We start from the raw sequence: 25,337 nt of genomic DNA, 5'->3' as shown, positions 1-25,337 counted from the left end.
TTTCTGGTGTTGCCCTTGTTTCAGTTCCTGTTCTTCTTAACGAAGTCAAAAGTCTTCCTAGGAGTTAGTACTTGGCTTGAGGCCGAGCGTTTCAGTTCCTGTTCTTCTTAACGAAGTCAAAAGCCCCATGGCTACTGGTACGGATATAAGTACCAAGAAAGTTTCAGTTCCTGTTCTTCTTAACGAAGTCAAAAGGGCAGGGTTATAGAACCCCCACCACGCGCCAATTATAACACCCCAAATATGAGGGGGTCAAGCCACCCCCCAAATTATTGCAACACCTTCGCAATAAACCCCCACAAAAAAACGCCAAAACCCAGACAGGACAAGGGATATGAGGGGGTCAACGCCAGAATGCACCTTACAGCCAATTGCCGACCCCCTCATATTCCCCACCCCAAAAAACCGCAATTTCCTATCCTCCCACCATTCCACCCCCTACCCAAACTGTTGACTTAGCGGAAGGTCTGAGGGAAAAATAAACAACAACTGTTGAACAAGCGGAAGGTCAACCCCCCCAAACCAAAAAAATATTGATTTTTTTAAGATTCTCCCCCTTCCACCCCCACCCAGACCGTTATATAGTAAAAATCAGGAGTTCTCAATCAATATCACCTTTTACTAGCAGCAAGAGGGACAAATCAAGTAACCTAACCATAGACCACCCAAGGGACATGAAACCATGAACCCCAACCTACTGCTGCAAATTTTTGGAAATAGCGATATTCTGGTCAACCAGCAAAAAGGGTATGAAACCTTACAAGATATTAGAGGAGAAAAAGACCTAAAACAATACAGTCAACACCATTATCAACAGTACAAAAAAGGTAAATTAGCCGTTCAATTTCCTTTAATTGAACAAACCCTCCAACACCTACAACAACAGTATCCCCACGAGTCCTTCATTATCCTCCCCTTACTCACCGACCAACGTCCCTGGATTAAAGAAAAAACAGGAACAAAAGGAGACGACTGGAAACTGATTGCCAGTAAAGATGGTCATTGGTGGGAAAATATCTTAAAAGATTGGAGTCAACAACAAAACAAAACCTGTCATCCCCGCATTTTCAGCATCGAAAGCGAAACCGACGTAAGTGGGGCTGCCAACTGGGAAAAAATGGCTAAAGAAATTAACCTCTATTTGGCTAATCTTTTTACCGTAAATGACGCTCAACTCGACTATCATTCCCCAGAAAAAAAACTCCCCATTAACCGTCTCTTTATTCAACACAGTAGCGGCACACCTGCCCTCAGTAGTGCCTTGTACTTGTGGGGAGTCGAACAGAAATTACAAGGGGTAGAAGTGGAGTTTATTTACATCACCGAAAACGAAGACTACACCCCCTCCAACTCCCTCCTTTTACATACCGCTACCCAATGGCAATGGCGATTAAAAGTTCCGCAAATTCAACAATTATTAGCCATTCAAGATTTTAGCGGAGCAAGAGAAATTGTTGAGAGTCATATTGAGGAATCGTTCCACCGAAATCAGCAAAAAGTTCCTGATAATTTTCAAGCCGTTCAAAAAGAGTTAAAAACTTTAGACCAAGCGGTATCTCTTAACCTCAGTAAAATGCAAAACACCTCTCAAGGGGAGAGTTTAACGGGTCGAGAGGCAGTTTTAGAACGGCTCAGTATTGCCCTTTGGAGTGAGTTTGCTTTCCGCAAACGAGGACAATGGATGCACTGGTATTTACGAGTGGCCGGAGCATTTGAATTGACCATTTGTTTATTATTAGAACAACAGAGTCAAGGACAATTTACATGGCAAGGACGGGATTTAATTTATACCCCTCCTAGTGACCCCAAACAGCAAGTTAAAATTAATCGGCTAAGTATTGTAACACTTGTTGTAGATTTATTGACAGATGGTGATTTTAAGGATAATAAGAAAATGGCTAAACGCTATCCCTTTTTAACCATTACTCCTATCACCAAAACCCCAGACTGGAAAGCCTTTAAGCGATTTTATACCACGGATTGGCAGATATTAGAGGAAGCAATAAGCCATCGAGAAAAACAAGGGTTTACCCATTTAAGAAATAGTTTATTTCATAGTTTAGTGGGAGACTCTATAGACGAAGACTTAGATCAGAGTAGTCGCCAATACGAAATTACCGACTCCAACCACCCGACAGAAGTAGCGATTCAGCATCTCTATTATTTGTTAAGTTTGGCTAACCTAAAACCCGAAATTGAACAAAGAATGGCAAAATACCAGCACAAAGTCACCCAGTTAAAGGAGCAGTTAAAACTGTTGTATTAAACCGATAGCTCCTTGGGTTGAAACCCAAGGCTAAGAGCGAAAACCCGTTAAAACGGGTTAAGAGATTAAAAGGAAAGTCTAAAATTTCCCTATTCCCTATTCCCTGTTCCCTTCTTCACCAAAACAATGTGGTTAAATCAACAACAAAAAGCCTATTCCACCTCCCCATTACCCCCAGACTCACCCCCCTTCGCTATTCATCCCGTAAGCGGAGAATGGCAGGAAAGCCCCGCCCTCACCAGTCAGTATAGTTGGGGTGGGGGGGCATCCCAGGCGGCTTTTCAAGACTTACCCCCCCTCGATGACACCCTTACCCAACTGGGTGTCCTCACCTTTGGCCCCGTCCAACAATTCCTCGGTGGGGGGCAAAAACTGCGCGACTGGGCTGTTGCGTCTTGGTTGTGTCACTACCTGACTGCTGTGGTTATCCACCAATGGCAACAACAGGGCGGTTTTGTCCTCCTCCCCCGACATCGCCCCACCCCCCTCTCCCGTTGGCTGCAAGGGGAAACCCTCCCAGCGTCGGAAAGTGACCTCTTTTGGCAGCCAGAATTGCCCAATATTATCACGGGGTTGCATCCATGCAAAGAGGGCTGGCTGGCGGAGATAGAAGCCCAACTCCAAGCGGAATGGAGTCGCTTTGTTGAATGCCTGGAAACTGCCACCCTCGCCTATGACCGCCACAAGCACCAACGCCGCCTCCTAGATGGGGTAGGCTGGAAGGTGATTAAAGATAATAACCGCTATCTCTGGTCAGTCTATGGGGAAACCGCCCCTTTTGACCCCGACACCCTCAGTGATACCAGTCGCCACCTCCACCAAAAACTAGAGTCGGATAAACTCAGTCGCAACTGGCGCGGACGCTGGTGGGCGGGGCGGACTAGCCCCAGTGCGGGCAGTTTGTCTATCTGGCATCCTGGTCTGCGACCCATGGACGACCGGGGGAAATGGGGCATCCCCCGTGCTGCCTTGGAGGAATGGTGGGGCCGGACGGTGCAGGAGAAGGGGCTAGAGGGGCTTTTTTCAGAGAGCGATCGCCTGAACAGCATCGAATTGGTAAAACGTCTCGCCTCCGTCCCCGAAATCATCGAACCCACCCTAGAACACCTTTGGCAGCAAACCCCACCCCCTTGCCCGTGGGGTCGTTTTCCAGACCGAACTGCGATCGCCGCCGCCTGGGTAACACAACACCCCCACCTCCAACCCCCTTGGAATGACCAAATCGAACAATGGCATCGACAACACCTCCACGAACGCCCTCGGACAAAATGGGGCATTCCCGCTTGCGATGACCTCAACCCCCCCTTTTACCATCCCAGAGTCCTAGAACGGCGCAGCATCGACGACCCAGAGCAACAAAAACACTGGGATGCCACCGTCGGTCAAGCCCCTTGGGAAAGTGCCATAGAATGGACCGTCGGTTGGCGAGGAGACGGCGACCATATCGGTCAATGGCTCTCCGGAGAACAATACATCCAACAGAACCTCCCCTGGGCCCAATGGCATCCTGACCCCGAAAAAATCGCCCAATACAACCTCAACCACCCCCCACCGACCCTAGACCCCAACACCCCCCGCCAACTCGACCTCCCCCACCTCCTCGACCTCTCCGTCCTCTTTAGCCAATGGAACAGCCTCCTTTATCCCCTCGTGGAAACCCACCATTGCGGCAAAGTCATCTTTGCCGGAGGAGACGACTTTCTCCTCCTCGGCCCCCTCACCGAACTTACCCCCCTCACCAGCGACCTGTACAACCTCTGGCGCGGTCAAACCACCCCCCTCACCCAACCCCTCAGTGATGGTTGGGTCAACCACCAGGGGCAAACCTACCCCGTCCCAGGACACAAAATGGACTTCAGCCTAGGCATCGTCATCGCCCAACGGCGCGTCCCCCAGTCCCTCTTACATCGAGGACTCACCCAAGCCTACAAAACCGCCAAAGACCAAGGGAGAAACCGAGTTTGTGTACAAGTCTTATTCAATAGCGGTCAGTCCCTGCAATGGGTTTGTCCCTGGGACCTCTGGCAACTCCTAATGGACTGCACCCCCCAACCCAGCGAACAAACCGACTTAAACCGATGGGAAAAATTACTCAGTTATTTCGACAGCACCCGCCTCCAAGAAACCCCCATTTTCACAGTACAAGACCTAATTACAACCCTGTGGGAAGGAGTCGGACTCCCCCTCAACTGGGAACGAGACATCGAACCCTGGACCTATGACCATGAAGACATCCTCAAAGACTGGCAATGGTGGGTCAACTGGTTAAGCCTGCGAACCTTCCTCAGTCGCCAACAGCAAGCCAGAGAACAGTTAACAGTAATCAGTAATCAGTAATCAACTATTCCCTATTCCCTTATTCACCAACAACCAACAACCAACAATAAACCAATGTGGTATCGAATTACACCTGCGGGAACAATTGCCCTAGCTAACCTAACCCCCATCGGTCAAAACAGCGGCCAAGTCGGCTGTCGCTGGCCGCCCAACGGTCATCACCTCGCCGCCTGTTTGCAATTTAAAAAAGAAAAAGGCAGTAGCCAACTCTGGGGGCCTTTCTGGACCCAAGGAGACCAGCGCATCTATATCCCCCTCCCCCTCCCCGTCTATTGCCTCGACTCAGACCTCCAACAACACAACCCCCCCCAACGTATCTTTCGCTTTCAATGGCGAAACCAACAATGGCACGTCCAACCCGACCACCAAAACCAACCCATCCAACAAATTGGCGGACAATACTTAATCACCGGAAACGCCCTCACCAGTCTTTGGGACCAAGGCCACACCACCCTCACCCCCCAACAACTCGTCCCCCTCCCCTGGCAAACCCTCACCCTCAGCCATAACCGTCGGGACAACTACCAAGTTGCCGAAGAAGGGGGCTTTTACGCCGAAATGACCACCCTCCTTGACCCCGGTTGGTCTATCCTCGTCAAAGTCTGGGGCGACTACCACCCTCCCACCTGGAGTACCCTAGGGGCAGGCGGTACACCCGTCCGCATCCACCCCCAACCAGACATCGACGACCAATGGTTAACACGAGACTGTCCCCACCCCCAAGGGGCCATTCTCCTCACCGGGGCCCTCTGGCAACACCTCGACACCTCCCTCTCCCTCCCTTACCCCCCCCTCGACCTAGAAACCTACGTCGCAGACCTCCCCATCCCCTGGCAAACCTGGGCAAAAACCCCAGACCCCAATGCCTCCCAACTCACCCCAGGGGAATGGCTGACCCCCCCAGGGGCGGTCTATTTTTGGCCCGGAGACTCTCCCCTAAAAGCGTCTCAACCCTACCCCGACCCCCATCAACGCCATACCTTGGGATACGGTCATCTCTGGTTATTTTAGAGAATCGTAAGGTGTGTTCAACCACCCAAAACCTTGACTCTGATTCAAAACTGAACATTGGTTGAACGCACCAACCCCTCCCTATTTCTGGTGTTAAAATAATCAAAAATTGTCTTCTAAATCTAAACAATTATCATGCAAATTCAAATCGCTTTACCAGATGATTTAGCCCATTCCTTGCAATCCAAATGGGGAAATTTAGAACACCGACTCCTAGAAATGATTGTCATTCAAGCCTACCAAGAAGGTTCAATAAGTGCAGGAAAAATTAAGGAATTATTGTCTATGAAAACGACTCTTGAAGTGGATGCCTTTTTAAAAGCAAGAGGGGTAAATTTGCCCTATAGTGAAGCAGATTTAGAAGCAGATCGCCAAGTTCATGTAAACCTTAGACAACAAGGAAAATTACAAACTGAATGGTTAAAACAGTAGATTTAACCGTTCAAGAAGATTTATTTAATTTAGACCTCTTAGATATAGGAGAAAAAACTGCAATCCTCATGGCGAAACAAAAAGAAGCCGATTTAATCCTAATTGATCATGGTCTAGGCAGAAAAATTGCCCAGTCTTACGGCTTGAATATCACTGGACTCTTAGGAATTTTAGACGAAGCGGCTCAACAGAACTTAGTCAATTTACCAAAAGCCATTTATGCCCTTCAAAAAACCACCTTTCGTGCTTCACCCCAGTTAATTCAAACCCTCTTACAACGCTATCCCAGTCCATAGCAACATTAAATTTTGTCTTGTCATTCAACACACCATTATTAAGGAGAACCCCATGACACTTGCCTGGTTAACCTGCCAAGAACCCGTCCACATCGGCGGGGCCGACAGTAGCAGTCGCGGCAACAACAACCCCATCTATCGACTCCCCGACCGTTCCCCTGCCATCCCCGGTAGTTCCCTGCGGGGGGCCCTGCGGGAACACGCCCAAACAGACCCCACCTATCAACCCCACGTCACCCAATGGTTTGGCGGCCAACACAACAACATCTCCCCTGGGTCCATCGGCATTGGGTGGGGGTGGCCTGTCTGGTTTCCCCTGCACGTCTTGGGGTATGGCAACTGGTGGGTCAGTTGTCCCGCTTGGTTAACCCGTGTCTGTCAACTCGACCCTAGTTGGACGGTGAACCTAGACCCCACCCAAGTCTATAGCACCTGTCCCGACCTAAACGGACAAACGGTTTATCTGCGCTGGTTAAAACTGACGAATGTGCAGCATTACTCAGACTCCTTACCCCTGCCAGACTCTATCCACTCCAAACGCTGTTTTATTGTCCCCGACGAACACATTAACCTCATGGTGGACATGGGGTTAGTGCGACAACCGAGAGTCAGTCTTAAAGACGAACCGGACGAGAAAGGAAACCTCGTTGATAACCTGTTTGCGGTGGAAGGGTTGCCTCCAGGTGCAGCATTTTTGATCAGTTGGACTCAGCGAGACATCACCCCTCCCACTGAAGAAGGGGACACCCCCCAGACGGCCTCCGATAACTCTGCCCTCGACCAATGGCCCAATTTCCTACACCAAGAACACGACCTAGGGGGGTTATGGAGTGTCGGTTATGGACGCATCAAAATTGCACCGTTTCACAATTAACAATCAATCATTAACAATTCCCAATCACCAATCACTAATTACCCAAAAAAACCATGTCTGTTGAACCCTATGAACTTGACCGAGAAGTTTTTAACTACCTCCAAGAAGGAGTCGAACAAATTAACGACTGGCAAGGGGCCGCTAGTGGCATTGCCGAATATGTGGCCACTTGGGGAGTCGAACGCTTTTGGGCGATGTCCCGTTCTCTCCGTCTGCGGGGGGGAGGAGTCCCAGACTCGGCAAATGAAACCGATGAACAAAAACGCCGTTATTTTGCCTGGGGGGTGGCCCGTGTGGTTCTCTGTGAACTGGTTCAGCAGGAGTTACAAGTTAAGGCTGAAATGGATACCCAAGACTTTCAAAACCAGTTCCGAGGGTTAGACCTCAACCAACAAGTGTTACTGGTGGACTTACTGATGGAAATTGCCGACACGATTCAATTTTGGACGATGCGGCTTAAAGATGCCAAAGACAGTCAACAACCCGCCTAAACACCGTTCGTAGTGGAGGCTTTAGCCTCCCTCCTCTTACGCAAAATCATTCACCCAAGGAGACAACCATGAATTTACCATTACCAACTGAAATGCCTCAATGGTACACCGTTAACACAGAAACCCAAAAAGGTTGGGTCCCCCAAACCGGAGATATCAATGAACGCCACGTCCGCGATGCTTGGGATGAGACTTGCCCACCCAAGGCTAAAACTGGTGCAGATGTCACCCTGAATAACTTAAAAGTCCTCAGTCCTCTGCAAGTGGGTGGGGGGAGTTTTCCTGAAGGGGGTATTTTACCCGCACAAGTGGCAGGTGTTCCCTGTGTACCGGGGTCGAGTTTACGGGGGGCGTTTTTAGCTTGGTTACGCCAAAATTGGGCGACTTTCCCGGAGGAGGAACAAGGGTTTTGGGGACGGTTGGTGAATGCAGACTACACCAGTTGGCAACCGCGTAAGGTGCGGTTTGCCACTATTCCCTTAAAAAATTTACGTCCCTATCCTCTCAACCCCCAACAGGAATGGCAAATTTTTAATGATCAAGATAGTCGCAAGAAGTTAGGGGTGCAATGGCAGGTGAGTCCGGTTCATCCCCCGACGGTGGCTAAGTCCCCAACGGCACGGGTTTCGCAATGTGAACCCGAATATAAAGTCCAGGTTTGGGTGCGAGGGGGGTTACAACAACAAGAGAACAAATGGTTTGAGCAACGGTTAAAGGAAATGTTACTCCATCAGGGGATAGGCCGGGGGACTTCGGTGGGGTTTGGTCGGTTGGGACGGACTCCTCCCCAGGGGAAATGGACAGTGGAGTTACGAGGGATGAAACCCACAGTACAAGGCCATGGTCGAGGAAAGCAGGGGGAATATCGCTGGAGTCCGCAGGTGTTACGGGCGTTGTTACGGGGATATTTCACCCGGTTGGCTTTGTTGGTCTGTTCCAAGGACAATGCGCTGAAACTGACAGAGAAGGTGTTTGGGGGGACAAGTGGCCCTGGGGGGTTGCGTCTGACCAGTTTTTTAACGGAGGTTGACCCACCGCCTCAAAATAATTCAGGCCAAGAAACTCGCTTTGCTAATATTCCAAAATCGGTGACGGAGGAGGTCTGGACGATTACGGTTGATTGTATATTGGAGTATCAATCGTTGGTTGGGAAACTGTTAGCTTTGGCGAGTAAGTTAGGAGGCATGGGGCCGGGATGGCGGCGACCGCCTCATAGTATGAGGAGAAATAAGGTTTTTCGAGGGAGTGAGTTTACAATAAGTCCGAAATCTCCGCATAAGAAAATATCAGATTTATTGGAGGTTCTGTTAACAGAAGTTGAAGGTTTAGCAAGACGGTTTGACATCCCACTTCGAGAGCATCGAACAGCATTTACGGGAGGGATAGTAAGTGTTTGGAAATCTAAGGAGAGTGAAAAATGGCGAGATATTGTCCATGAGGTTTGTTCAACGAATAAAAATAATACAAACCGACCTGACTGGTGTGGATGTAATGAACGGGTTTCGGAGTATGCTGTACGACAGTACAACAAGGCTTGTTATATTACAATTTTTGATGAACAAATTGAGCAAGTTTTACGACAAGAAGGGTTTACACAAGTGTGGTCAATTAAGGGTAAATCGGTATAATTTTGGGTTGTTTTTTGTTGCGAGGGTGAGGTATAATACTGTCAAAGGGCGAGTTCTCGTTTTCACCCTCGCACCCTTGCTAGGTCAGGGGTTGAGCGTTTTTTGTGGGGGTTGAGTGAGGTTTCAAGGTCTCTTGGGGCTTCACCTTCGCAACCCGCTTCTCGAACTCGCTCTGGTTGCGGCTTTTCGCTGTCGCTCTTTTGACTTCCATTAGGAAGAATAGGAACTGAAACGTTCCTGTAGCTGGCAGTCAGCAGTTAGGTTTTGGCTTTACTTTTGACTTCCATTAGGAAGAATAGGAACTGAAACGAAGTAGCCTGAACCGGAAGAGTGGGAGTGGAAGTAGCTTTTGACTTCCATTAGGAAGAATAGGAACTGAAACTCAAAAGAGCACAGTGAACATAAATGGATAACTCCTGACTTTTGACTTCCATTAGGAAGAATAGGAACTGAAACTTTAGCGTCACCGCCGCGATCGCCTTCCCCAATGGGCTTTTGACTTCCATTAGGAAGAATAGGAACTGAAACCTCAAACGTCCATGTCTTCCATTGGATCTTTCCCGACTTTTGACTTCCATTAGGAAGAATAGGAACTGAAACTTGTAGCATAACGATAAATCTAGGATTTCGTGAGACTTTTGACTTCCATTAGGAAGAATAGGAACTGAAACCGCTTGACAGTGCAAGCTACCATCTTCTTCAAAGGACACTTTTGACTTCCATTAGGAAGAATAGGAACTGAAACCTCATCCATCCCCCATTCGTCAGGGAAAATTAGATCGACTTTTGACTTCCATTAGGAAGAATAGGAACTGAAACCATTGCTCCTCAAAGTGACTGACTTGAACCCCTAATCTTTTGACTTCCATTAGGAAGAATAGGAACTGAAACTGCGGGTGCGGCGGGGCACTCCCGATAATTTTTATTGCTTTTGACTTCCATTAGGAAGAATAGGAACTGAAACTTGTTTCTTAGTTCAACATACTGTTCTTGGGATAGAAACTTTTGACTTCCATTAGGAAGAATAGGAACTGAAACAAAATCAATCCCGTGGCTCTGCGCCCAGTTTTCCATCTTTTGACTTCCATTAGGAAGAATAGGAACTGAAACGTAAAACGAAAACGACTCATAAGAACCTCCTATTGTCTTTTGACTTCCATTAGGAAGAATAGGAACTGAAACCAAACCTCTGACATCACTGTGTCCGAGACCAGGAAGACTTTTGACTTCCATTAGGAAGAATAGGAACTGAAACATTAACAAATAACTTTTTGTATTTTGGAAGTATACCTTTTGACTTCCATTAGGAAGAATAGGAACTGAAACCCCGTTATTTGGAGGGGTATAGTCCCCGTCCCCTTTGGCTTTTGACTTCCATTAGGAAGAATAGGAACTGAAACAGAGTTTTAATCTATCTTTACGCTCCAAACCCAGAAGCTTTTGACTTCCATTAGGAAGAATAGGAACTGAAACCAACCATAATTTGACGCGCTGCATCACCGTTGGCTTCCTTTTGACTTCCATTAGGAAGAATAGGAACTGAAACATGATTAGAAGGGGTGCGGAATGAGGTTTACGAGGTATCAGCTTTTGACTTCCATTAGGAAGAATAGGAACTGAAACTCGTAGAAGTAGCCGTTAATCATATCTTGTTTGAATTTTTGACTTCCATTAAAAAGAACAAAAACTGAAAAAGGGGTGTATGCAATACACCCCTACCAAAATCATTAAATCCAAATAAAAAAAAGGCGTAATCCTACGCCCTCACAAAACTTAAATAATCACAGAACCAGACGGTTCAACCACCGGGAGATTCACCCCCAATAACTCAATTTTCGGAATAGCAGCAGGAGAAAGAGGATAAATCCGAACACTATCTTCACTCCCCTCAATCCGACCTTCTAACCGCCCCTTCAACACCTGATATTGAGACTCCGACAACAAACATTCAAACACCGAATATTGAACACGCTGGCCATACCCTTCCAACAAACTCGCCACCTTATTGCGGCGTTGATTACAAGGAATATCATAAACCACCAGATATAACACCATCAGCGAATTAAATAGGGAGTATAGCCCCGACTCGGTTGATAAACAAACTGCTTATACTGCTTCACCTGTTGATTGAGAATATCCCATTTCGGTTGTTGTCCAGTGGGCGTTTGCACCTGCTCCTCCATCCGTTGTAAAAACGCTTGTAAATACACCTTCCGTCCTCGGTCATTGAGAAAACATCCTCCATCCCGATAACAAAAATCCGTCTTCCCATTAATCCAACGCCGATTAATTAGGAAAACCACCAGCGCATCCACCAAAGGCGCACGAAACTCCTCAATCAAATCACTAGCCAAGGCCGCATGACGTTCGCTCCCCTGATGGAAACAGGCAATAGATGAAGACCCAGAGAAATTTCAACAAAAACGCGATCGCAAAATCCGAGAAGTCGAACGTCTCGAAATCCAACTACAAAGTAACCTACCCAAAGGACGCATTTTAGAGACGAACCAATGGGAAGCACTCATGGACATGGCAGCAAATTTTATTCCCCATGAAAACGAACAGCAAAACGAGCTACAATACTGTTCCACCGCAATTCGTAAGTTCATATGTACAACAAAAATAAATGGAGGATAGCGGATTTGAACCGCTGGCCTCTGCGGTGCGATCGCAGCGCTCTACCAACTGAGCTAATCCCCCTAGAGTACAAATTCTTATCATACCACAATCGCACAGATTATGTCGAAAAAACGGCTTGAATTCGCTCTAATTCAATCTCACGAAAATAATCCACCGTCCAATGGGCTTGGCGTTGTATCATGTGGAACGGATAACTGTGAGCCATGCCCACCACCTGCATTCCCGCATTTTTCGCCGCCTCAATCCCGGCTGGACTATCTTCAATAGCCAAACAATCCGACGCAGCCACCCCTAACTGGGGAAAGCGCAAATTAACCCGTTCCACCGCCAAAAAATACCCATAGGGATAGGGTTTACTCTGGGTGACTTCCTCCCCCGTCACCAATACGCTAAAATAAGGCCCTAGGCCAATTTTGTCTAAGACAAAATCCACCTCCGAGCGAACCGCCCCGGTGACAATGCCCATCACTAACCCTGCGTCTTGCAATTGTTGTAAAAAATCCGCTAACCCAGGATAAATCGGTAACTCCTCTAATGCCTCTAGTTGTTGCGGATAGCCTTGAGATTTCTTCTCAATCAGTTTCGCCAGATAATCCTCTGAAACCACTCGACCCCGCCGTTCTAGCATATCCTGTAAACAGGCGCGATCGCTGCGTCCCAAACAAACCTCTCGATAATCCTGAGACGAAGGACGTAAATTTTCCCCCAACAGGAGATCGCAGATTAACTGCTCATGAATCCCTTCATCATTAATAATTGTGCCGTTAAAGTCAAAAAAAACCGCCTTCAAGCTCATAAAAAAAATTTGTTAAAATCAGTCCGCACCCAACCTCATCTCATTGTAAACGACAACCCCTTTGCTCCTGAATAATTCATGATTTTAGACTCATTGCTGACTATTTCCCCCTAACCTATGTCTAATCCCCGTCAAATTGCCTTCAAAACCTTACAACAAATTGGCCGTCACCAAACCTATACCGATATTGCCTTAGATCGTAGTTTACAACAGAGCCAACTCTCAGCCCCCGAACACCGGGGATTAGTGACAGAATTAGTCTATGGGATTATTCGACGACAGCGCACCCTAGACGCTCTGATCAACCAACTAGGGACCAAACCCATTCATAAACAACCCCCCACCCTCTGCAATATTCTCCGCATTGGCCTCTATCAACTGCGCTATCTCACCCAAATTCCGCCCTCTGCTGCGGTGAATACAAGCGTTGAATTAGCCAAAACCAATGGGTTAAAAAACTTGGCCGGGGTAGTGAATGGAATGCTACGGCAATACCTACGGTTACAGCAAAAGGGTGATCCCCTCAAATTACCCGATGGGGAAGTCTCTCGACTGGGGGTTTTACACAGCTTTCCTGACTGGATAGTGGAGTTATGGGTGCAGCAGTGGGGAATAGCGGAAACCGAAACCCTCTGTCAATGGTTTAATCAAACCCCCAATCTGGATTTACGGATTAATCCGTTGCAAACGTCTGTAACGGAAGTAGAACAGGCATTTCAGGCGGCAGGAGTAGCAACCCAACGGGTGGACGGTTTACCCGCAACGTTACGGTTACAGGGGAGTGCGGGGAATATTCGTCAGTTACCAGGGTATGGGAAAGGATGGTGGACTGTGCAAGATAGTAGTGCGCAACTGGTGACACATCTATTATCCCCGCAACCAGGAGAGGTGGTATTAGATGCTTGTGCGGCCCCTGGGGGGAAAAGCACCCATATTGCCGAAATGATGGGGGATCAGGGGAGGGTTTGGGCCTGTGATATTGGGGAAAAACGGTTACGGAAAGTGACAGAAAATGCTCAACGGTTGCGGTTAGAGAGTATTCGGACTTGTTGTGTGGATAGTGGGGAGTGGGGGGAGTTTCTGCAAAATTGCGATCGCATCCTTTTAGATGTCCCTTGTTCCGGCCTCGGCACATTACACCGTCACCCCGACATCCGGTGGCGACAAACCCCAGCCAAGGTGCAAGAATTAACCCAACTCCAGTTCAATTTACTCAACAACACCAGTCAATGGTTAACCCCCCAAGGGGTGTTAGTCTATGCCACTTGTACCCTAAATCCTGCCGAAAATGAAGCCATCATTGAGCAATTTTTAGCCCGTCATCCCCATTGGCATATTATCCCCCCTGATACCAATTCTCCTTTATCCCGTTGGACCCACCCCCAAGGATGGCTCAAAGTCCTCCCCCATCATCATGATATGGATGGGTTTTTTATGGTTAAGTTGGGGGTGGGTAATTGAGGAGTTGGGAGTCGGGAGATGGAGGAGATGGAGGAGATGGGGAAGATAGGGAATAAAAACTGGTAACAGTTTACTGATTACTGTTTACTCTCGGTGAAACTAAAAAACGCTGAAAGTTGGCTGAAAGCCTTACTGTAATGAGTTTCTGACCTTCTTTTTAGGGTAAGGGTAACATCTCCCTGTTCCGGAGTTCCCTTGCCTTACAAGCGAATCAACACTTTTTCACCAGACCCTAATTATTTAAGATTCCCCCATTGCTAACTCCTCTAACCGTTCCCGATCTAATAACTTCACCCTTGAGCCTTTAAGCTCAATAACCCCGTCTTGACTCAACTTAGCAAAAACCCGTGATAGCGTTTCTGGAATAGTCCCTAAAAAAGACGCTAAATGGGTTTTAGATAACTCTAACTTTACCGTATCTGCCTGTTGATTGATCTCACTTAAATTTAATAAATAAATCGCTAGTCTGCCGGGAACGGCTCGTAAAGATAACGTTTCAATTAAATGGGCAAAACGTCGCAAGTGACGGGATAACGTTACAATTAAATTAATCGCTAAATTCGGTTCTTGGGCTAAGAGTTCAAAAAAGGTTTGTTTGGGGAAAAATAATAACTCTGTGGACTCCAACGCAATAGCAGAGGCCGGATAAGGTTTGCCATCAAAAGCGGGAACTTCTGCAAAATTATCCCCCGAACTAAACCAGTGTAAAATTTGCTCTTTTCCCTCACTGGAGATTTTACAAATCTTAACTTGTCCTGATAAAATAACAAAAAATCCCTCGGCTTGATCCCCTTCTAAAAAAATAAATTCATTTCGTTTATATTGCTTTTTTTGGGCAATTTTAACTAAGATTTGCAAATACTCCCAAGGTAAACCTTGAAAGAGTTGTGTGTCTTGTAAAAACTGGCATAAATCACTCATTGTCAAAAGGCAGAAAGCCCATTATTGATTATTAAACTAAAAAACTTTTAAACTGGGTTTGTTCAAGTGAGTCAAAAATACTCTCATTTGTTCCCTGTTCCCTATTCCCAACCATCCTATTAATTATTAAGACACCAACTCCACTAAAATATCAAACCGGAAATTCTCGACTAACTCTTTTAACCCTTGCTGGAGAGCCATTTCACTATCTGGAATTTCGGCAATAATAGCTAACACTTCTTCTTCATCAGCAGATAAAGCCGCATGGTATAACTTTTTACTCCAACTTTGATCCATAATCTGTAAATCTGCGGCAGTAATTTCCTTGGGAGGAGCAGCAGCAGACGCAGACGAAGCAGACAAGGAGGAGTCCGTCACTGAGGTGGTAATGGGTTCTTTACTGGGGTGATCAGTGGTTTTCACCAAAATATCACAGGTGAAAGTTGATCCTTGTCCCACTTGACTATTGACCGATATTGTGCCTCCCATTAAATGAATATAATCTTGACAGATGGAGAGGCCAAACCCGGTGTCTTCGCTAGATTCACGGGTGGTGCTAGTTTGACTAAAGGGTTCAAAGATAGTGTCGAGTTTTTCTGGGGGAATGCCTTTGCCTGTGTCGGTGACAATGAAGATCAGGCGAGTATCTGGAGGCGTTTCATTACTCACGGACTCGCTTTTAATTTGGACAGTAACTTGGCCTTGGGGGGTGTTAGAAATGGAATGGCCAACGATATTCATGAGAACTTGCCGGAGTTTGCTTTCGTCGGTTTCGATGTAGCGGGGGAGGGGTTGGGGTTCTGCAAATTGGAGTTGTACACCTTTTTCTTGGGCTTTCAGTTGCAACATTTCTTGGAGGGAGAGCAAGAGGCGATGGAGATCAAAGGAATAGGCATTTAAGCTGAGATTCCCGGCTTCTAGGCGGGAAATGGCCAAAATGTCATTAATGAGGGTTAATAAATGCTCTCCACTGCGGTTAATGGTGGCAATGTGTTCTTTATGGCCAGGAGTCAGATCAGTATCGGCTACCAGTAATTGACTAAAGCCAAGAATCGCATTGAGGGGGGTGCGTAATTCGTGGCTCATACTGGCCAAGAAGGTGCTTTTGGTGCGGTTAGCGGCTTCGGCGGCTTCTTTGGCGGCTTTTAAATCAATTTCGGCTTGCTTGCGATCGCTGATATCCCGTAAAATCGTCAACACCTCCTCCTCACCACTCACCACCGTTCGCGCTTCCATGTAGTGGGTTTTGCCTGGTTTAGGGAGGGGAAACTCAAAAACCTGTAAATCGCCTGTCTTTAGGGCTTCTTGCACCCTCTCCATCTGTTGTTGAGCTAAGTCAGGGGGTAGCACTTCCGACAGAGGGCGGCCACTAATTTCGGCAGCACTACCAAACAAAACCACGCGATCGCTATTAAACACATTTAAGCAAATTCCCTGAGCATTCAACCGAATCAGCAAATCAGGAATCGCCTTGAGAATCGCTTGATTCGTCGCCTCACTCCGTTGTTTCTGCTCAATCGTCTCCTTTAAATGCCGGACATGACGCACCGTTTTTTCCAGCGTAATCTCCAAATCCTCAAAATTAATCGGCTTCGTCAGAAAATCAAACGCCCCCCGATTCATCGCCGTGCGAATATTCGTCATATCCCCGTAGGCCGAAAGAATCACCGGAGTCAAGGTAGGCCGTTGTAACTGCGCCAAATGGTTCAGCAGCGTTAAACCATCCATCTGGGGCATATTAATATCCGTAATCACCACATCAATCTCAGCATCTTGGTGAACTTGATCTAGAGCTTCCGTCCCATTATTAGCAAAGGCAAATTCAAACTCTCCCTTCCGGATACGACGGCGGAACGCCTTACGGATCAGCACTTGCATCGTCGGCTCATCATCGACCACTAAAATTTTGGTCGGTGGGGTAGGACTTTCTGTAGAGGGGTTTAGCTGTTCAACCATTGTTTGTTTCGGATAAAACAAAATCTAAGAGAGAGAAGTTCGGGAAAAGATGCCGAAATTGACTAAACTATTAGTAGAGTAACTTTTTTTCGTCAGGTCAGAAGAAAAAAGTGGTCAAGGTCTAGTTATAGGTCTCTAGTCTGGGTCTAGTTATAGGTCTAGTTATAGGTCTAGTTATAGGTCTAGTTATAGGTCTCTAGTCTGGGTCTAGTCATAGGTCTAGTTATAGGTCTCTAGTCTGGGTCTCGTTATAGGTAAGTACATCAATCAGTTTACAGAACCGTATTTGTTAGGAAAAGTCAAAATCTTGTAACTGCCCTCATATCATAATACCTAGGGATGGGAAGCAGGGTGTATCAAAGGAGCTTCCGAAAGAATCAGCCTTTTGTGGTATTTTCTCCCGGAAAAGACAGAAAAATTTAGTAGATTTATAGGTAAAGCCTCGCTGAAAATTGCTGTTAAATTAGTATTAGGGGATAATACGGGTTTTACCATACTGTCGTGGTACGCAATATCCGATCTGTCTGATTAAGATTATCTGAATTATAAACCAAGGAGCAACTATGAGAATTTATAAACGTCCTTTAAGGCTGTTAAGCCTGAGCAGCACCCTGCTCGTCTTAGCTGGAGGTAGCACCGCCTTTGCGGCACAAGTCTCCCCTATGGAAGACGTTCGCAGCGATACACTAATCGCGGGTGCGTTTAACCCGCCTAACCGGGGAATGCCCGCCAGCACCCAAGACGGTGGCACACGAGGGAGTTTTAACCCCGCTAACCGGGGAATGCCCGCCAGCACCCAAGATGGTGGCACACGAGGGAGTTTTAACCCCGCTAACCGGGGAATGCCCGCCAGTACCCAAGATGGAGGCACACGAGGCGCGTTTGATCCACCGCCGCGAGGGATGCCCGCCAGTACCCAAGATGGTGGCACACGAGGGGGATTTGCTCTCGCTAACCGGGGAATGCCCGCCAGCACCCAAGATGGAGGTACACGAGGGGAATTTGCTCCCGCTAACCGGGGAATGCCCGCCAGCACCCAAGACGGTGGCACACGGACTGGGATGGCTCATAAAGTCTTACAAACCTTAGTCCCGCCCAACGCTATGCCCCTCACCCTCGAAGAACATCCTACTTTCTTCTGGTATATGCCAGAAATGGCAGGGGTCCGCTTAGAATTTACCCTCTTGGATGAAACCGACGAGACCATTATCTACTCCACTCGGTTAGCCATGCCCCACCAAGCGGGAATGATGTATCTGCAATTGCCCCAAGAGGAACAATATGCCCTGCAAGCAGGGGAAACCTATCACTGGTATGTCTCGGTTGTCCGTAACCCCAATGACCGCACCGGAGATGCCTTTGTAGATGGTTGGGTGGAACGCTTGGAAAGCGATGATCCCTTGGCTCAAGCGGTAGCCGGACTAAACCCCGCAGAAAACACGCAAGCCTTCTCAGATAATGGCCTGTGGTATGAGTCCTTTGAACATTGGGCGCAAAAACGGGAGCAAACAACGGCAGACTGGCAGGAATTCCTCCAATCTGTCAACTTAGAGCAATATGCTCAAGTTCCCTTCATTGATGCGTCTGAGTTGCCACAGGTGGCTCAAGATAGCGTCCGATGATGGATGGCTTAAAAGTCTGAGTGACTCAGACAGAGCAATAACTGTATAAACGAGAGGGGGAACAGTTGAGCAAGCTCGAAAGTCTTGGAAAAGTGCGCTTTTGGCCTTAGCTAAATGTTCCCTTTCGTCATGTCCTGCCTGGATTGCGATCGCACCCCAATGTAGAAAAAACAGAACCTCGAACCTTTTTGTTGAACCACTATGAGTTTGTCACTCAATCCCTGGTGTATCCGAACTTGCGTCACAGTCGGACTGGCCATCCTCAATTTATCTCCCACCTTAGCCCAACCGATCGCACCTGCTAACGATGGGACCAATACCATTGTGACTCCAGATGGACAACAATTTGATATTACGGGAGGACAACTTTCAGAAGACGGAGCGAACTTATTTCATAGTTTCCAGCAATTTGGCTTAGATGCCAACCAAGTGGCCAACTTTCTCGCTGACCCAGGGATACAAAATATTTTAGGACGAGTGGTGGGGGGTGATCCCTCCCTCATTAACGGGTTACTCCAGGTGAGTGGGGCCAATGCCAACCTGTATTTAATGAACCCCGCAGGGATTATTTTCGGCACAGAAGCGCGGTTAAATGTCCCTGGGGACTTTTACGCCACCACAGCGACGCAAATTGGCTTTCAGGGGGGAGGGACGTTTAATGCGGTTGGAGGGAATGATTATAAGAATTTAGTCGGGACTCCCTTTCAGTTTACCTTTCACGAGGATCAGTCTGGGGTTGTTATTAATGCGGGAGACTTGCAAGTTGAGCAGGGCCAAACCCTTGCACTTTTGGGGAGTACCACCCTGAATACCGGGAATTTGACCGCCACGGGGGGCGATATCATTGTATCAGCCATTCCTGGCACGAACCGGGTTCGCATCAGTCAAGCGGGACAACTCCTGAGTTTAGAGGTTGAAGTTTCTACCCTAGACAGTAGTGAGGCAATAAAAGCGTTACAGTTACCGGAGTTACTGACGGGGGATATTGCCGAGGCCACGGGACTCCGGGTGAATGAGGCGGAGGAGTTACTATTTGATGAAGATACCATTTTAGGCCCGGTTGCCCCTGGAACAACCTTAATTTCCGGTCTATTGGATGTAACGGGAGAGCAGGGGGGAAATATCCAGATTTTAGGGGAGCAGGTGGGATTATTCGCCACTGATCTCGATGCTTCGGGAATACAGGGAGGCGGTAAGATTTGGGTGGGGGGAGAGTATCAAGGCCAGGGCGAGATGCCTACTGCAACCACAACCTATATAAGCCCTGATTCAACCCTACGCGCCAATACAACGGCTTCCGGAGACGGTGGACGGGTCATAGTATGGGCAGATGGGACAACGCGCTTCTATGGCGATATTGAGGCAACTGGGGGCGCAAATTTTGGCGATGGTGGGTTTGTGGAAGTGTCCGGGAAACAAAATTTAGCTATTGATGGCCATGTCGATGTGACTGCACCTATGGGGAATGCAGGGACGGTTTTATTTGATCCCGATACAATTCAGATTGTGGCCGGGGCTACCGACGATTTAGGGACAACTGACTTAAATGATAATCAAGTTTTAGTAGGAGATGATCCGGGTTCTAATTATACGATTTCAGTGGCTACCTTAGAAGCTCTTTCGGGGCAAGTTATCTTAGAAGCGGCGAGTGCAATTTCTATTGATAATTCGGTTGATTTAAGCAGTATTGATGAGCTTATTTTAAGAACAAGCACAGGAAATATTAGTATTAATCAGGGGATTACCAATGGTCAGATTATAACCATTGAGGCTGGAGGTAATATTGAGACCCGTGGTACGGTGACTGCGAATACACTTAATTTTACTACTAATAATACGATTGAAGTCTTTGATAATTTGACTGTTAATGATAGTCTCAATTTTACAGCCCATACGATTAAATTTAGTCATTCTGCTAGCGAAACGGTTCAAGTTAATAACCCGACGTTTAAGGGCAATAGTTTTGTTACGAATGAAGCGATGAGTGGGACAGGGACATTAACGTTTAAAACTCAAGACCCCAACCAACCGATTTATGTGGGTTCTCATCCCCCAGGAGCAACCCCTGGACTAGGACTTGATCCAGGTGATGTAAATAACATTCAACAGGGTTTTGATGAGGTGGTTTTGGATGGACAAGGGGGACAAAGTTCAGTTTTTGTGTTGATGGATGACCCTTTTCAAGACCCTGTAACGATTACAGGTGCAAGTGAAATTCAAGGACCCGATCGCAATACTACTTGGACATTAACCGGAAGTGGGTCAGGAAGCATCAGTGGATATCCTAATGGCATGAATTTTCGGGATGTGACGAAAATTACTGCGGGACCACAAGATGATACTTTTGTGTTTAACGATGGAGTGAATTTTAATGGGGTATTGGATGGAGGAGGAGGAACAAATACGCTGGATTATTCAGCTTATACGACCCCAGTGAATATTGATTTAAACAATAATCAAGCAACGGGAACAACGGGGTTTTTTAATATTAATCAATTGACTGAACCGACTTTACCTTCTCAGGGTTCTTCTCAGGGTTCTTCTCAGAGTTCTTCTCAGGGTTCTTCTCAGGGTTCTTCTCAGGGTTCTTCTCAGAGTTCTTCTCAGGGTTCTTCTCAGGGTTCTTCTCCTCCTCCTCCGAGTCCTCCTCCTCCGAGTCCTCCTCCTACTCCGAGTGTGGACATTCCCGATACTCCCCAAGATTTTACGGTTTCCCCTCAAAGGGGTCTTTCTCCAACTCTGTCCTCTCTGGACACCCAAGAGAGTATGGATATGTTGGTAAACCGCGATCGCATAACCACCTTACTCGATAATGATGATCTTAAAGGTGCGATCGCATCCTTAGAACAAGTGTACAGCGACGAATTCACCCAATATCTAGGGAAAAGTCCCACCGACATCCCCTCCTTCGAGGAAGTCCAAGACAAACTCCAAGAAATGGCCGAACAAACACGCACCCCTGCGGCCATGATCTACGTCTTTGCAAACAACAATGAACTCCATTTAATCCTCGTTCCCCCCACCGATGACCCCATCCATTACCGTATCCCCAACCTCCCCAGAGAGCAAGTCTTGGCCATGGTGCAAACCTTCCAAGGAGAAATCGGCAACCCCATACGTCGTCGCACCACCAGTTATCTCCCCTCCTCCCAACAACTCTATCAATGGATCATTGAACCCCTGAAAGCAGACTTAAAGCGATACGACATTCAAACCCTCATTTTCAGTTTAGATAAAGGACTGCGAACCCTTCCCATTGCAGCATTACACAATGGGGAACAATTTTTAGTCGAAGAATATAGTCTCAGTGTTGTTCCCAGTCTCTACCTAACCGAAATACAACCCAGTAACCTCAATAATGCAGATGTCTTGGCCATGGGTCGCTCAGAGTTCACCTACTCCAGTCCCTTACCTGCTGTTCCCCTGGAACTCGAAACCATTGCCAGACAACTGAAAGGCAGTGGCAACGTGCTACTCAATCACCAGTTTACCTTCAAACAATGGCAAGAACACCAACGAACCCGACAGTCTCAAGTGCTTCATGTTGCCACCCACGGAGAATTTAACCCCGGATCAGTGGATAACTCCCATATTCAACTGTGGGATCAAGCACTCACCCTAGAAGAATTAGGACAAGTCCAGTGGGGAGAATTAGGAGTCGATTTATTAGTCTTCAGTGCGTGTCGGACTGCATTGGGGAGTGAGGAGGCCGAATATGGGTTTGCGGGATTGGCCTTACAGACGGGGATTGAATCCGCGTTAGCCAGTCTTTGGTATGCCAATGATGCGGGGACATTAGCCCTAATGAGTGAATTTTACCACCATTTAGCCACCACCCCCACCAAAGCCGAAGCCCTCCGCCAAGCGCAAATTTCCATGTTACGCGGAAATGCACGTTTAGAAGAATTGCCCATGGTTGCTCAATCGGGGTCAAATTATACGAAAGGGGAATTAGTCGGAGACTTTGGCCGCGTCTCCTTACCTCCTGAATTAGCAGAATTAGGCGATCGCACCCTAAATCATCCCTACTATTGGTCTGGTTTCACCCTCATTGGCAGTCCCTGGTAATTGAGAGTTGAGAGTTGAGAGTTGATCTAGCAAAGATAAGTGCAATTAAGCCCATTCTCCCACCAAAGAAAAATAAACCCCCTCAATTCCCCAGAATCTTAGATTAGAATAGAGCCTTGTCCGTGAACTATACTCAAACAACTGCGAATGGATATCGCACTCACCCTGACCATCCTTGTTTTTGCCTTAATTGGCTTTGTCACCGAAATCTTACCCCCCGATATCATCGCATTGACTGTCACCGTTGTCTTAATGATTGCCGGGTTAGTCACCCCCGAAGAAGGCATCTCTGGGTTTAGTAGTTCCGCGACTATCACCGTTATGGCCATGTTTATCCTCAGTGCCGGAATTGCCAAAACTGGGGCCATTCAACTGGTGAGAGACTTCCTCTTGCAATGGGGAGGCAAAAACCCCCGTCAGCAAATTTTTACCATGGGACTACTGGTGGGGCCCATTTCTGCGTTTATCAATAATACTGCGGTTGTGGCGGTCTTTCTGCCGATTATTGAAGACTGGTGCAGAAAACAACAAATGTCTGCTTCTCGACTCCTCATCCCCCTCTCTTATGCGTCCATTTTAGGCGGGATGATGACGCTCATCGGCACATCGACCAATATTCTGGCCAGTGGATTAGCTGAAACGCTCGGTTATGAGCAATTTACCATTTTTCAGTTTTCTAAAGCAGGAATCTTTATTTTTCTCATCGGGATGGGCTACCTGACGATTTTAGCCCCTCGTTTGTTACCCCAGCGGAAAACCTCTCAAGAGTCCATGACGCAAGAATATGGACTGAAAGATTATGTTAGTGAGTTAATTATTACCCCTCGGTCCAGTTTGGTGGGGGAAACGGTGAATAGTAGTGAAATTCAGCGTAAGTTTGACTTGGACGTATTGGAAATTATGCGAGATAAAGTCCGCTTTGCTCAACCCTTTTCAGATAAGTTATTACAAGCGGGGGATGTGCTGGTGGTTCGCAGTACGCGAGAAGATTTATTGAAGATACGGGAGGAACGGGGGTTAGAAATTTTTGCGGATGTGAAGTTCACCCAGCAACCTTTGGACTCGGTGTTAAGTTCTGAGGAGGAAAAAATTGCGGAGGTGTTGATTTTATCCAATTCTCGCTTAATTGGCACGACGTTGAAGGAGATTCGCTTCCGTCAACGGTATAATGCGACGGTGTTGGCGATTCGTCGCGGTTCGGAGTTGGTGAAGGGACGGTTAGGCCGCATTCCCTTGCGGTTTGGGGATTTGTTACTGGTTCAGGGACCCAAACAGAGTTTTATTGGGTTACAAACGACGCGAGAGTTATTAGTCCTTGAACAACGAGATGTGGAGATGTTGCGACAGGATAAGGCGTTGATTGCGGTGGGAATTGGGTTGGCGGTGATTTTATTGGCCGCTTTTAATATTCTGCCGATTTTAGTCAGTGCGTTGGCGGGGGTGATCGCGCTTATTTTAACGAAATGCTTGCGGCCTGGGGAGATTTATGGGGCGGTGCGTTGGGATATTATTTTTCTTTTAGCGGGGTTAATTCCTCTGGGGATTGCTATGGAGAATTCTGGGACAACGGAATGGATTGCGGATTTTTTGGTGTCTCTTGGGGGGGGGTTATCGGGATATTGGGTGTTGGTGTTTTTCTTTTTCGTGACGGCGGTTTTAACGGAAATTTTGTCTAATAATGCTTCGGTGGTGTTAATGTTACCTATTGCGGTGAAGGTGGCGGAGACGTTGGCGTTTAATCCATTGGCGGCTATGTTTGCTGTGATTTTTGCTGCGTCTAATAGCTATATGACTCCTATTGGCTATCAAACTAATACGATGGTGTATGGGGCGGGAGGGTATAAGTTTACGGATTTTACGCGCATTGGTGCGCCTTTGACGTTAACGTTGATGTTTGTCGCGCCTGGGTTGATTATGCTGTTTTACGGCCTCTAGGGTTTACAATGGGGGGTGCTTTTGTCGTCGGTTAAGAGTTAAAAGAGTCAGATGGAACAACGTGGTGTAACGTTATGGTTTACGGGGTTAAGTGGTGCGGGAAAGACTACGATTAGTCAAGAGGTGGCTAAAAGATTGCGATCGCAGAATTACAAGTTAGAAGTCCTCGATGGGGATATTGTCCGCACTAACTTGACCAAGGGATTAGGCTTTAGTAAGGAAGACCGAGACGAAAATATCCGTCGCATTGGCTTTGTGTCCCAATTATTAACCCGAAATGGGGTGTTTGTGATTGTTTCGGCGATTTCCCCCTATCGGGAAGTCCGGGAGGAAGTCCGCAGACGCATTGGGGATTTTCTGGAAGTGTTTGTTAATGCCCCCTTATCGGTCTGTGAAGACCGCGATGTAAAAGGTCTGTATAAACGGGCAAGGGCTGGGGAAATTAAACAATTTACGGGAATTGATGACCCCTATGAACCCCCCAATAATCCCGAAATTGAATGTCGCACAGACCAAGAAACTCTAGAAGAAAGTGTGGAAAAGGTCATGAATAAAATGAAAGAGTTGGGATATTTAATCCCTTAGTTTATTAGGGTTTTGTTT

At 47.2% G+C, this 25,337-nt stretch carries 17 protein-coding genes, 1 tRNA gene, 1 pseudogene and 1 CRISPR repeat array; of the genes and pseudogenes, 13 read left to right on the top strand and 6 right to left on the bottom strand.

All coding sequences use genetic code 11. The features are described 5' to 3' along the window. The first annotated feature begins 682 nt into the window (after nt 1–682). From PN462_RS18005 to PN462_RS17970, 8 genes are all read left to right on the top strand, one after another. Nucleotides 683–2,266, top strand: coding sequence for a hypothetical protein (locus tag PN462_RS18005; protein WP_272130207.1), 1,584 nt, complete (start codon nt 683–685; stop codon nt 2,264–2,266). A gap of 126 nt (nt 2,267–2,392) precedes the next feature. After that, nucleotides 2,393–4,603 carry a type III-B CRISPR-associated protein Cas10/Cmr2 gene (locus tag PN462_RS18000; RefSeq protein ID WP_272130206.1) on the top strand — a complete coding sequence of 737 codons (2,211 nt, stop codon included), beginning with the start codon at nt 2,393–2,395 and terminating at the stop codon, nt 4,601–4,603. A 54-nt stretch (nt 4,604–4,657) separates the two neighbouring features. Next, a complete protein-coding gene (locus PN462_RS17995) occupies nt 4,658–5,614 on the top strand; it encodes a type III-B CRISPR module-associated Cmr3 family protein (protein WP_272130205.1) in 957 nt (318 codons plus the stop codon). A gap of 135 nt (nt 5,615–5,749) precedes the next feature. Continuing rightward, a complete protein-coding gene (locus tag PN462_RS17990; protein WP_272130204.1) occupies nt 5,750–6,046 on the top strand; it encodes a UPF0175 family protein in 297 nt (98 codons plus the stop codon). Further along, nucleotides 6,031–6,342 carry a DUF3368 domain-containing protein gene (locus tag PN462_RS17985; RefSeq protein ID WP_272130203.1) on the top strand — a complete coding sequence of 104 codons (312 nt, stop codon included), beginning with the start codon at nt 6,031–6,033 and terminating at the stop codon, nt 6,340–6,342. The genes PN462_RS17990 and PN462_RS17985 overlap by 16 nt, the downstream gene beginning before the upstream one ends. Before the next feature lie 52 nt (nt 6,343–6,394). Next, a complete protein-coding gene (locus tag PN462_RS17980; protein ID WP_272130202.1) occupies nt 6,395–7,216 on the top strand; it encodes an RAMP superfamily CRISPR-associated protein in 822 nt (273 codons plus the stop codon). A gap of 53 nt (nt 7,217–7,269) precedes the next feature. After that, nucleotides 7,270–7,707, top strand: coding sequence for a hypothetical protein (locus PN462_RS17975; protein WP_272130201.1), 438 nt, complete (start codon nt 7,270–7,272; stop codon nt 7,705–7,707). 68 nt (nt 7,708–7,775) lie between these two features. Further along, a complete protein-coding gene (locus PN462_RS17970; RefSeq protein ID WP_272130200.1) occupies nt 7,776–9,335 on the top strand; it encodes an RAMP superfamily CRISPR-associated protein in 1,560 nt (519 codons plus the stop codon). A gap of 197 nt (nt 9,336–9,532) precedes the next feature. Then, a CRISPR array of direct repeats spans nt 9,533–11,029; the repeat unit is 36 nt; unit sequence CTTTTGACTTCCATTAGGAAGAATAGGAACTGAAAC. A 79-nt stretch (nt 11,030–11,108) separates the two neighbouring features. Here PN462_RS17970 and cas2 read toward each other — a convergent pair. The 4 genes and pseudogenes from cas2 to PN462_RS17950 form a co-directional block, all read right to left on the bottom strand. After that, the gene (cas2, locus tag PN462_RS17965; protein ID WP_272130199.1) at nt 11,109–11,390 is read right to left on the bottom strand and encodes a CRISPR-associated endonuclease Cas2; all 282 of its coding nucleotides are present in this window, start codon (nt 11,388–11,390) and stop codon (nt 11,109–11,111) included. Beyond that, nucleotides 11,390–11,725: pseudogene (locus PN462_RS17960) on the bottom strand (CRISPR-associated endonuclease Cas1); the annotation flags it as partial. The gene cas2 and the pseudogene PN462_RS17960, both read right to left, overlap by 1 nt. Before the next feature lie 237 nt (nt 11,726–11,962). Then, nucleotides 11,963–12,035: transfer RNA gene (locus tag PN462_RS17955), tRNA-Ala, on the bottom strand. 37 nt (nt 12,036–12,072) lie between these two features. Continuing rightward, entirely contained in the window at nt 12,073–12,771 is a 699-nt protein-coding gene (locus tag PN462_RS17950) for an HAD family hydrolase (RefSeq protein WP_272130198.1), read from the bottom strand. 117 nt (nt 12,772–12,888) lie between these two features. Here PN462_RS17950 and PN462_RS17945 point away from each other — a divergent pair, with 117 nt between their 5' ends. Next, nucleotides 12,889–14,232 (top strand): 16S rRNA (cytosine(967)-C(5))-methyltransferase, encoded by a 1,344-nt coding sequence (locus PN462_RS17945; protein ID WP_272130197.1) that lies wholly within the window; start codon nt 12,889–12,891, stop codon nt 14,230–14,232. A 240-nt stretch (nt 14,233–14,472) separates the two neighbouring features. Here the strand turns inward: PN462_RS17945 and PN462_RS17940 are convergent, their stop codons facing one another. Together PN462_RS17940 and PN462_RS17935 are read right to left on the bottom strand one after the other, a co-directional pair. Continuing rightward, nucleotides 14,473–15,153, bottom strand: coding sequence for a Crp/Fnr family transcriptional regulator (locus PN462_RS17940; RefSeq protein WP_272130196.1), 681 nt, complete (start codon nt 15,151–15,153; stop codon nt 14,473–14,475). A gap of 126 nt (nt 15,154–15,279) precedes the next feature. Next, on the bottom strand, nt 15,280–17,109 hold the full coding sequence (locus PN462_RS17935; RefSeq protein WP_272130195.1) for a sensor histidine kinase: 1,830 nt from the start codon (nt 17,107–17,109) through the stop codon (nt 15,280–15,282). Nucleotides 17,110–17,672: 563 nt separating this feature from the next. On the opposite strand from PN462_RS17935, the gene PN462_RS17930 reads away from it, so the two are divergent. The 4 genes from PN462_RS17930 (at nt 17,673) to cysC (ending at nt 25,319) form a co-directional block, all read left to right on the top strand. Beyond that, the gene (locus tag PN462_RS17930; RefSeq protein ID WP_272130194.1) at nt 17,673–18,731 is read left to right on the top strand and encodes a DUF928 domain-containing protein; all 1,059 of its coding nucleotides are present in this window, start codon (nt 17,673–17,675) and stop codon (nt 18,729–18,731) included. A gap of 201 nt (nt 18,732–18,932) precedes the next feature. Then, a complete protein-coding gene (locus PN462_RS17925) occupies nt 18,933–22,799 on the top strand; it encodes a CHAT domain-containing protein (RefSeq protein WP_272130193.1) in 3,867 nt (1,288 codons plus the stop codon). Nucleotides 22,800–22,946: 147 nt separating this feature from the next. Beyond that, nucleotides 22,947–24,734, top strand: a complete 1,788-nt coding sequence (locus tag PN462_RS17920) for an SLC13 family permease (RefSeq protein ID WP_272130192.1) — start codon at nt 22,947–22,949, stop codon at nt 24,732–24,734. 51 nt (nt 24,735–24,785) lie between these two features. Next, nucleotides 24,786–25,319, top strand: coding sequence for an adenylyl-sulfate kinase (gene cysC / locus PN462_RS17915; protein ID WP_272130191.1), 534 nt, complete (start codon nt 24,786–24,788; stop codon nt 25,317–25,319). Nucleotides 25,320–25,337 lie beyond the last annotated feature (18 nt).

The sequence above is a fragment of the Spirulina sp. CS-785/01 genome (genome assembly GCF_028330525.1).
In the GTDB taxonomy this organism is placed as follows: Bacteria; Cyanobacteriota; Cyanobacteriia; order Cyanobacteriales; family Spirulinaceae; genus JAQMSD01.
The sequence above is the reverse complement of the archived record's forward strand: the minus strand, read 5'-3'. Positions and strand labels throughout refer to the sequence as shown.

Bases quoted from the DNA above. Each gene is read 5' to 3' on its own strand.
- PN462_RS17990 (WP_272130204.1), top strand. From the start codon at position 5,750: ATGCAAATTCAAATCGCTTTACCAGATGATTTAGCCCATTCCTTGCAA.
- PN462_RS17975 (WP_272130201.1), top strand. From the start codon at position 7,270: ATGTCTGTTGAACCCTATGAACTTGACCGAGAAGTTTTTAACTACCTC.
- PN462_RS17935 (WP_272130195.1), bottom strand. From the start codon at position 17,109: ATGGTTGAACAGCTAAACCCCTCTACAGAAAGTCCTACCCCACCGACC.
- PN462_RS17945 (WP_272130197.1), top strand. From the start codon at position 12,889: ATGTCTAATCCCCGTCAAATTGCCTTCAAAACCTTACAACAAATTGGC.
- PN462_RS17950 (WP_272130198.1), bottom strand. From the start codon at position 12,771: ATGAGCTTGAAGGCGGTTTTTTTTGACTTTAACGGCACAATTATTAAT.
- PN462_RS17940 (WP_272130196.1), bottom strand. From the start codon at position 15,153: ATGAGTGATTTATGCCAGTTTTTACAAGACACACAACTCTTTCAAGGT.
- PN462_RS17970 (WP_272130200.1), top strand. From the start codon at position 7,776: ATGAATTTACCATTACCAACTGAAATGCCTCAATGGTACACCGTTAAC.
- PN462_RS17985 (WP_272130203.1), top strand. From the start codon at position 6,031: ATGGTTAAAACAGTAGATTTAACCGTTCAAGAAGATTTATTTAATTTA.
- PN462_RS17920 (WP_272130192.1), top strand. From the start codon at position 22,947: ATGGATATCGCACTCACCCTGACCATCCTTGTTTTTGCCTTAATTGGC.
- PN462_RS17925 (WP_272130193.1), top strand. From the start codon at position 18,933: ATGAGTTTGTCACTCAATCCCTGGTGTATCCGAACTTGCGTCACAGTC.
- PN462_RS18000 (WP_272130206.1), top strand. From the start codon at position 2,393: ATGTGGTTAAATCAACAACAAAAAGCCTATTCCACCTCCCCATTACCC.
- PN462_RS18005 (WP_272130207.1), top strand. From the start codon at position 683: ATGAACCCCAACCTACTGCTGCAAATTTTTGGAAATAGCGATATTCTG.
- PN462_RS17980 (WP_272130202.1), top strand. From the start codon at position 6,395: ATGACACTTGCCTGGTTAACCTGCCAAGAACCCGTCCACATCGGCGGG.
- cas2 (WP_272130199.1), bottom strand. From the start codon at position 11,390: ATGGTGTTATATCTGGTGGTTTATGATATTCCTTGTAATCAACGCCGC.
- cysC (WP_272130191.1), top strand. From the start codon at position 24,786: ATGGAACAACGTGGTGTAACGTTATGGTTTACGGGGTTAAGTGGTGCG.
- PN462_RS17995 (WP_272130205.1), top strand. From the start codon at position 4,658: ATGTGGTATCGAATTACACCTGCGGGAACAATTGCCCTAGCTAACCTA.
- PN462_RS17930 (WP_272130194.1), top strand. From the start codon at position 17,673: ATGAGAATTTATAAACGTCCTTTAAGGCTGTTAAGCCTGAGCAGCACC.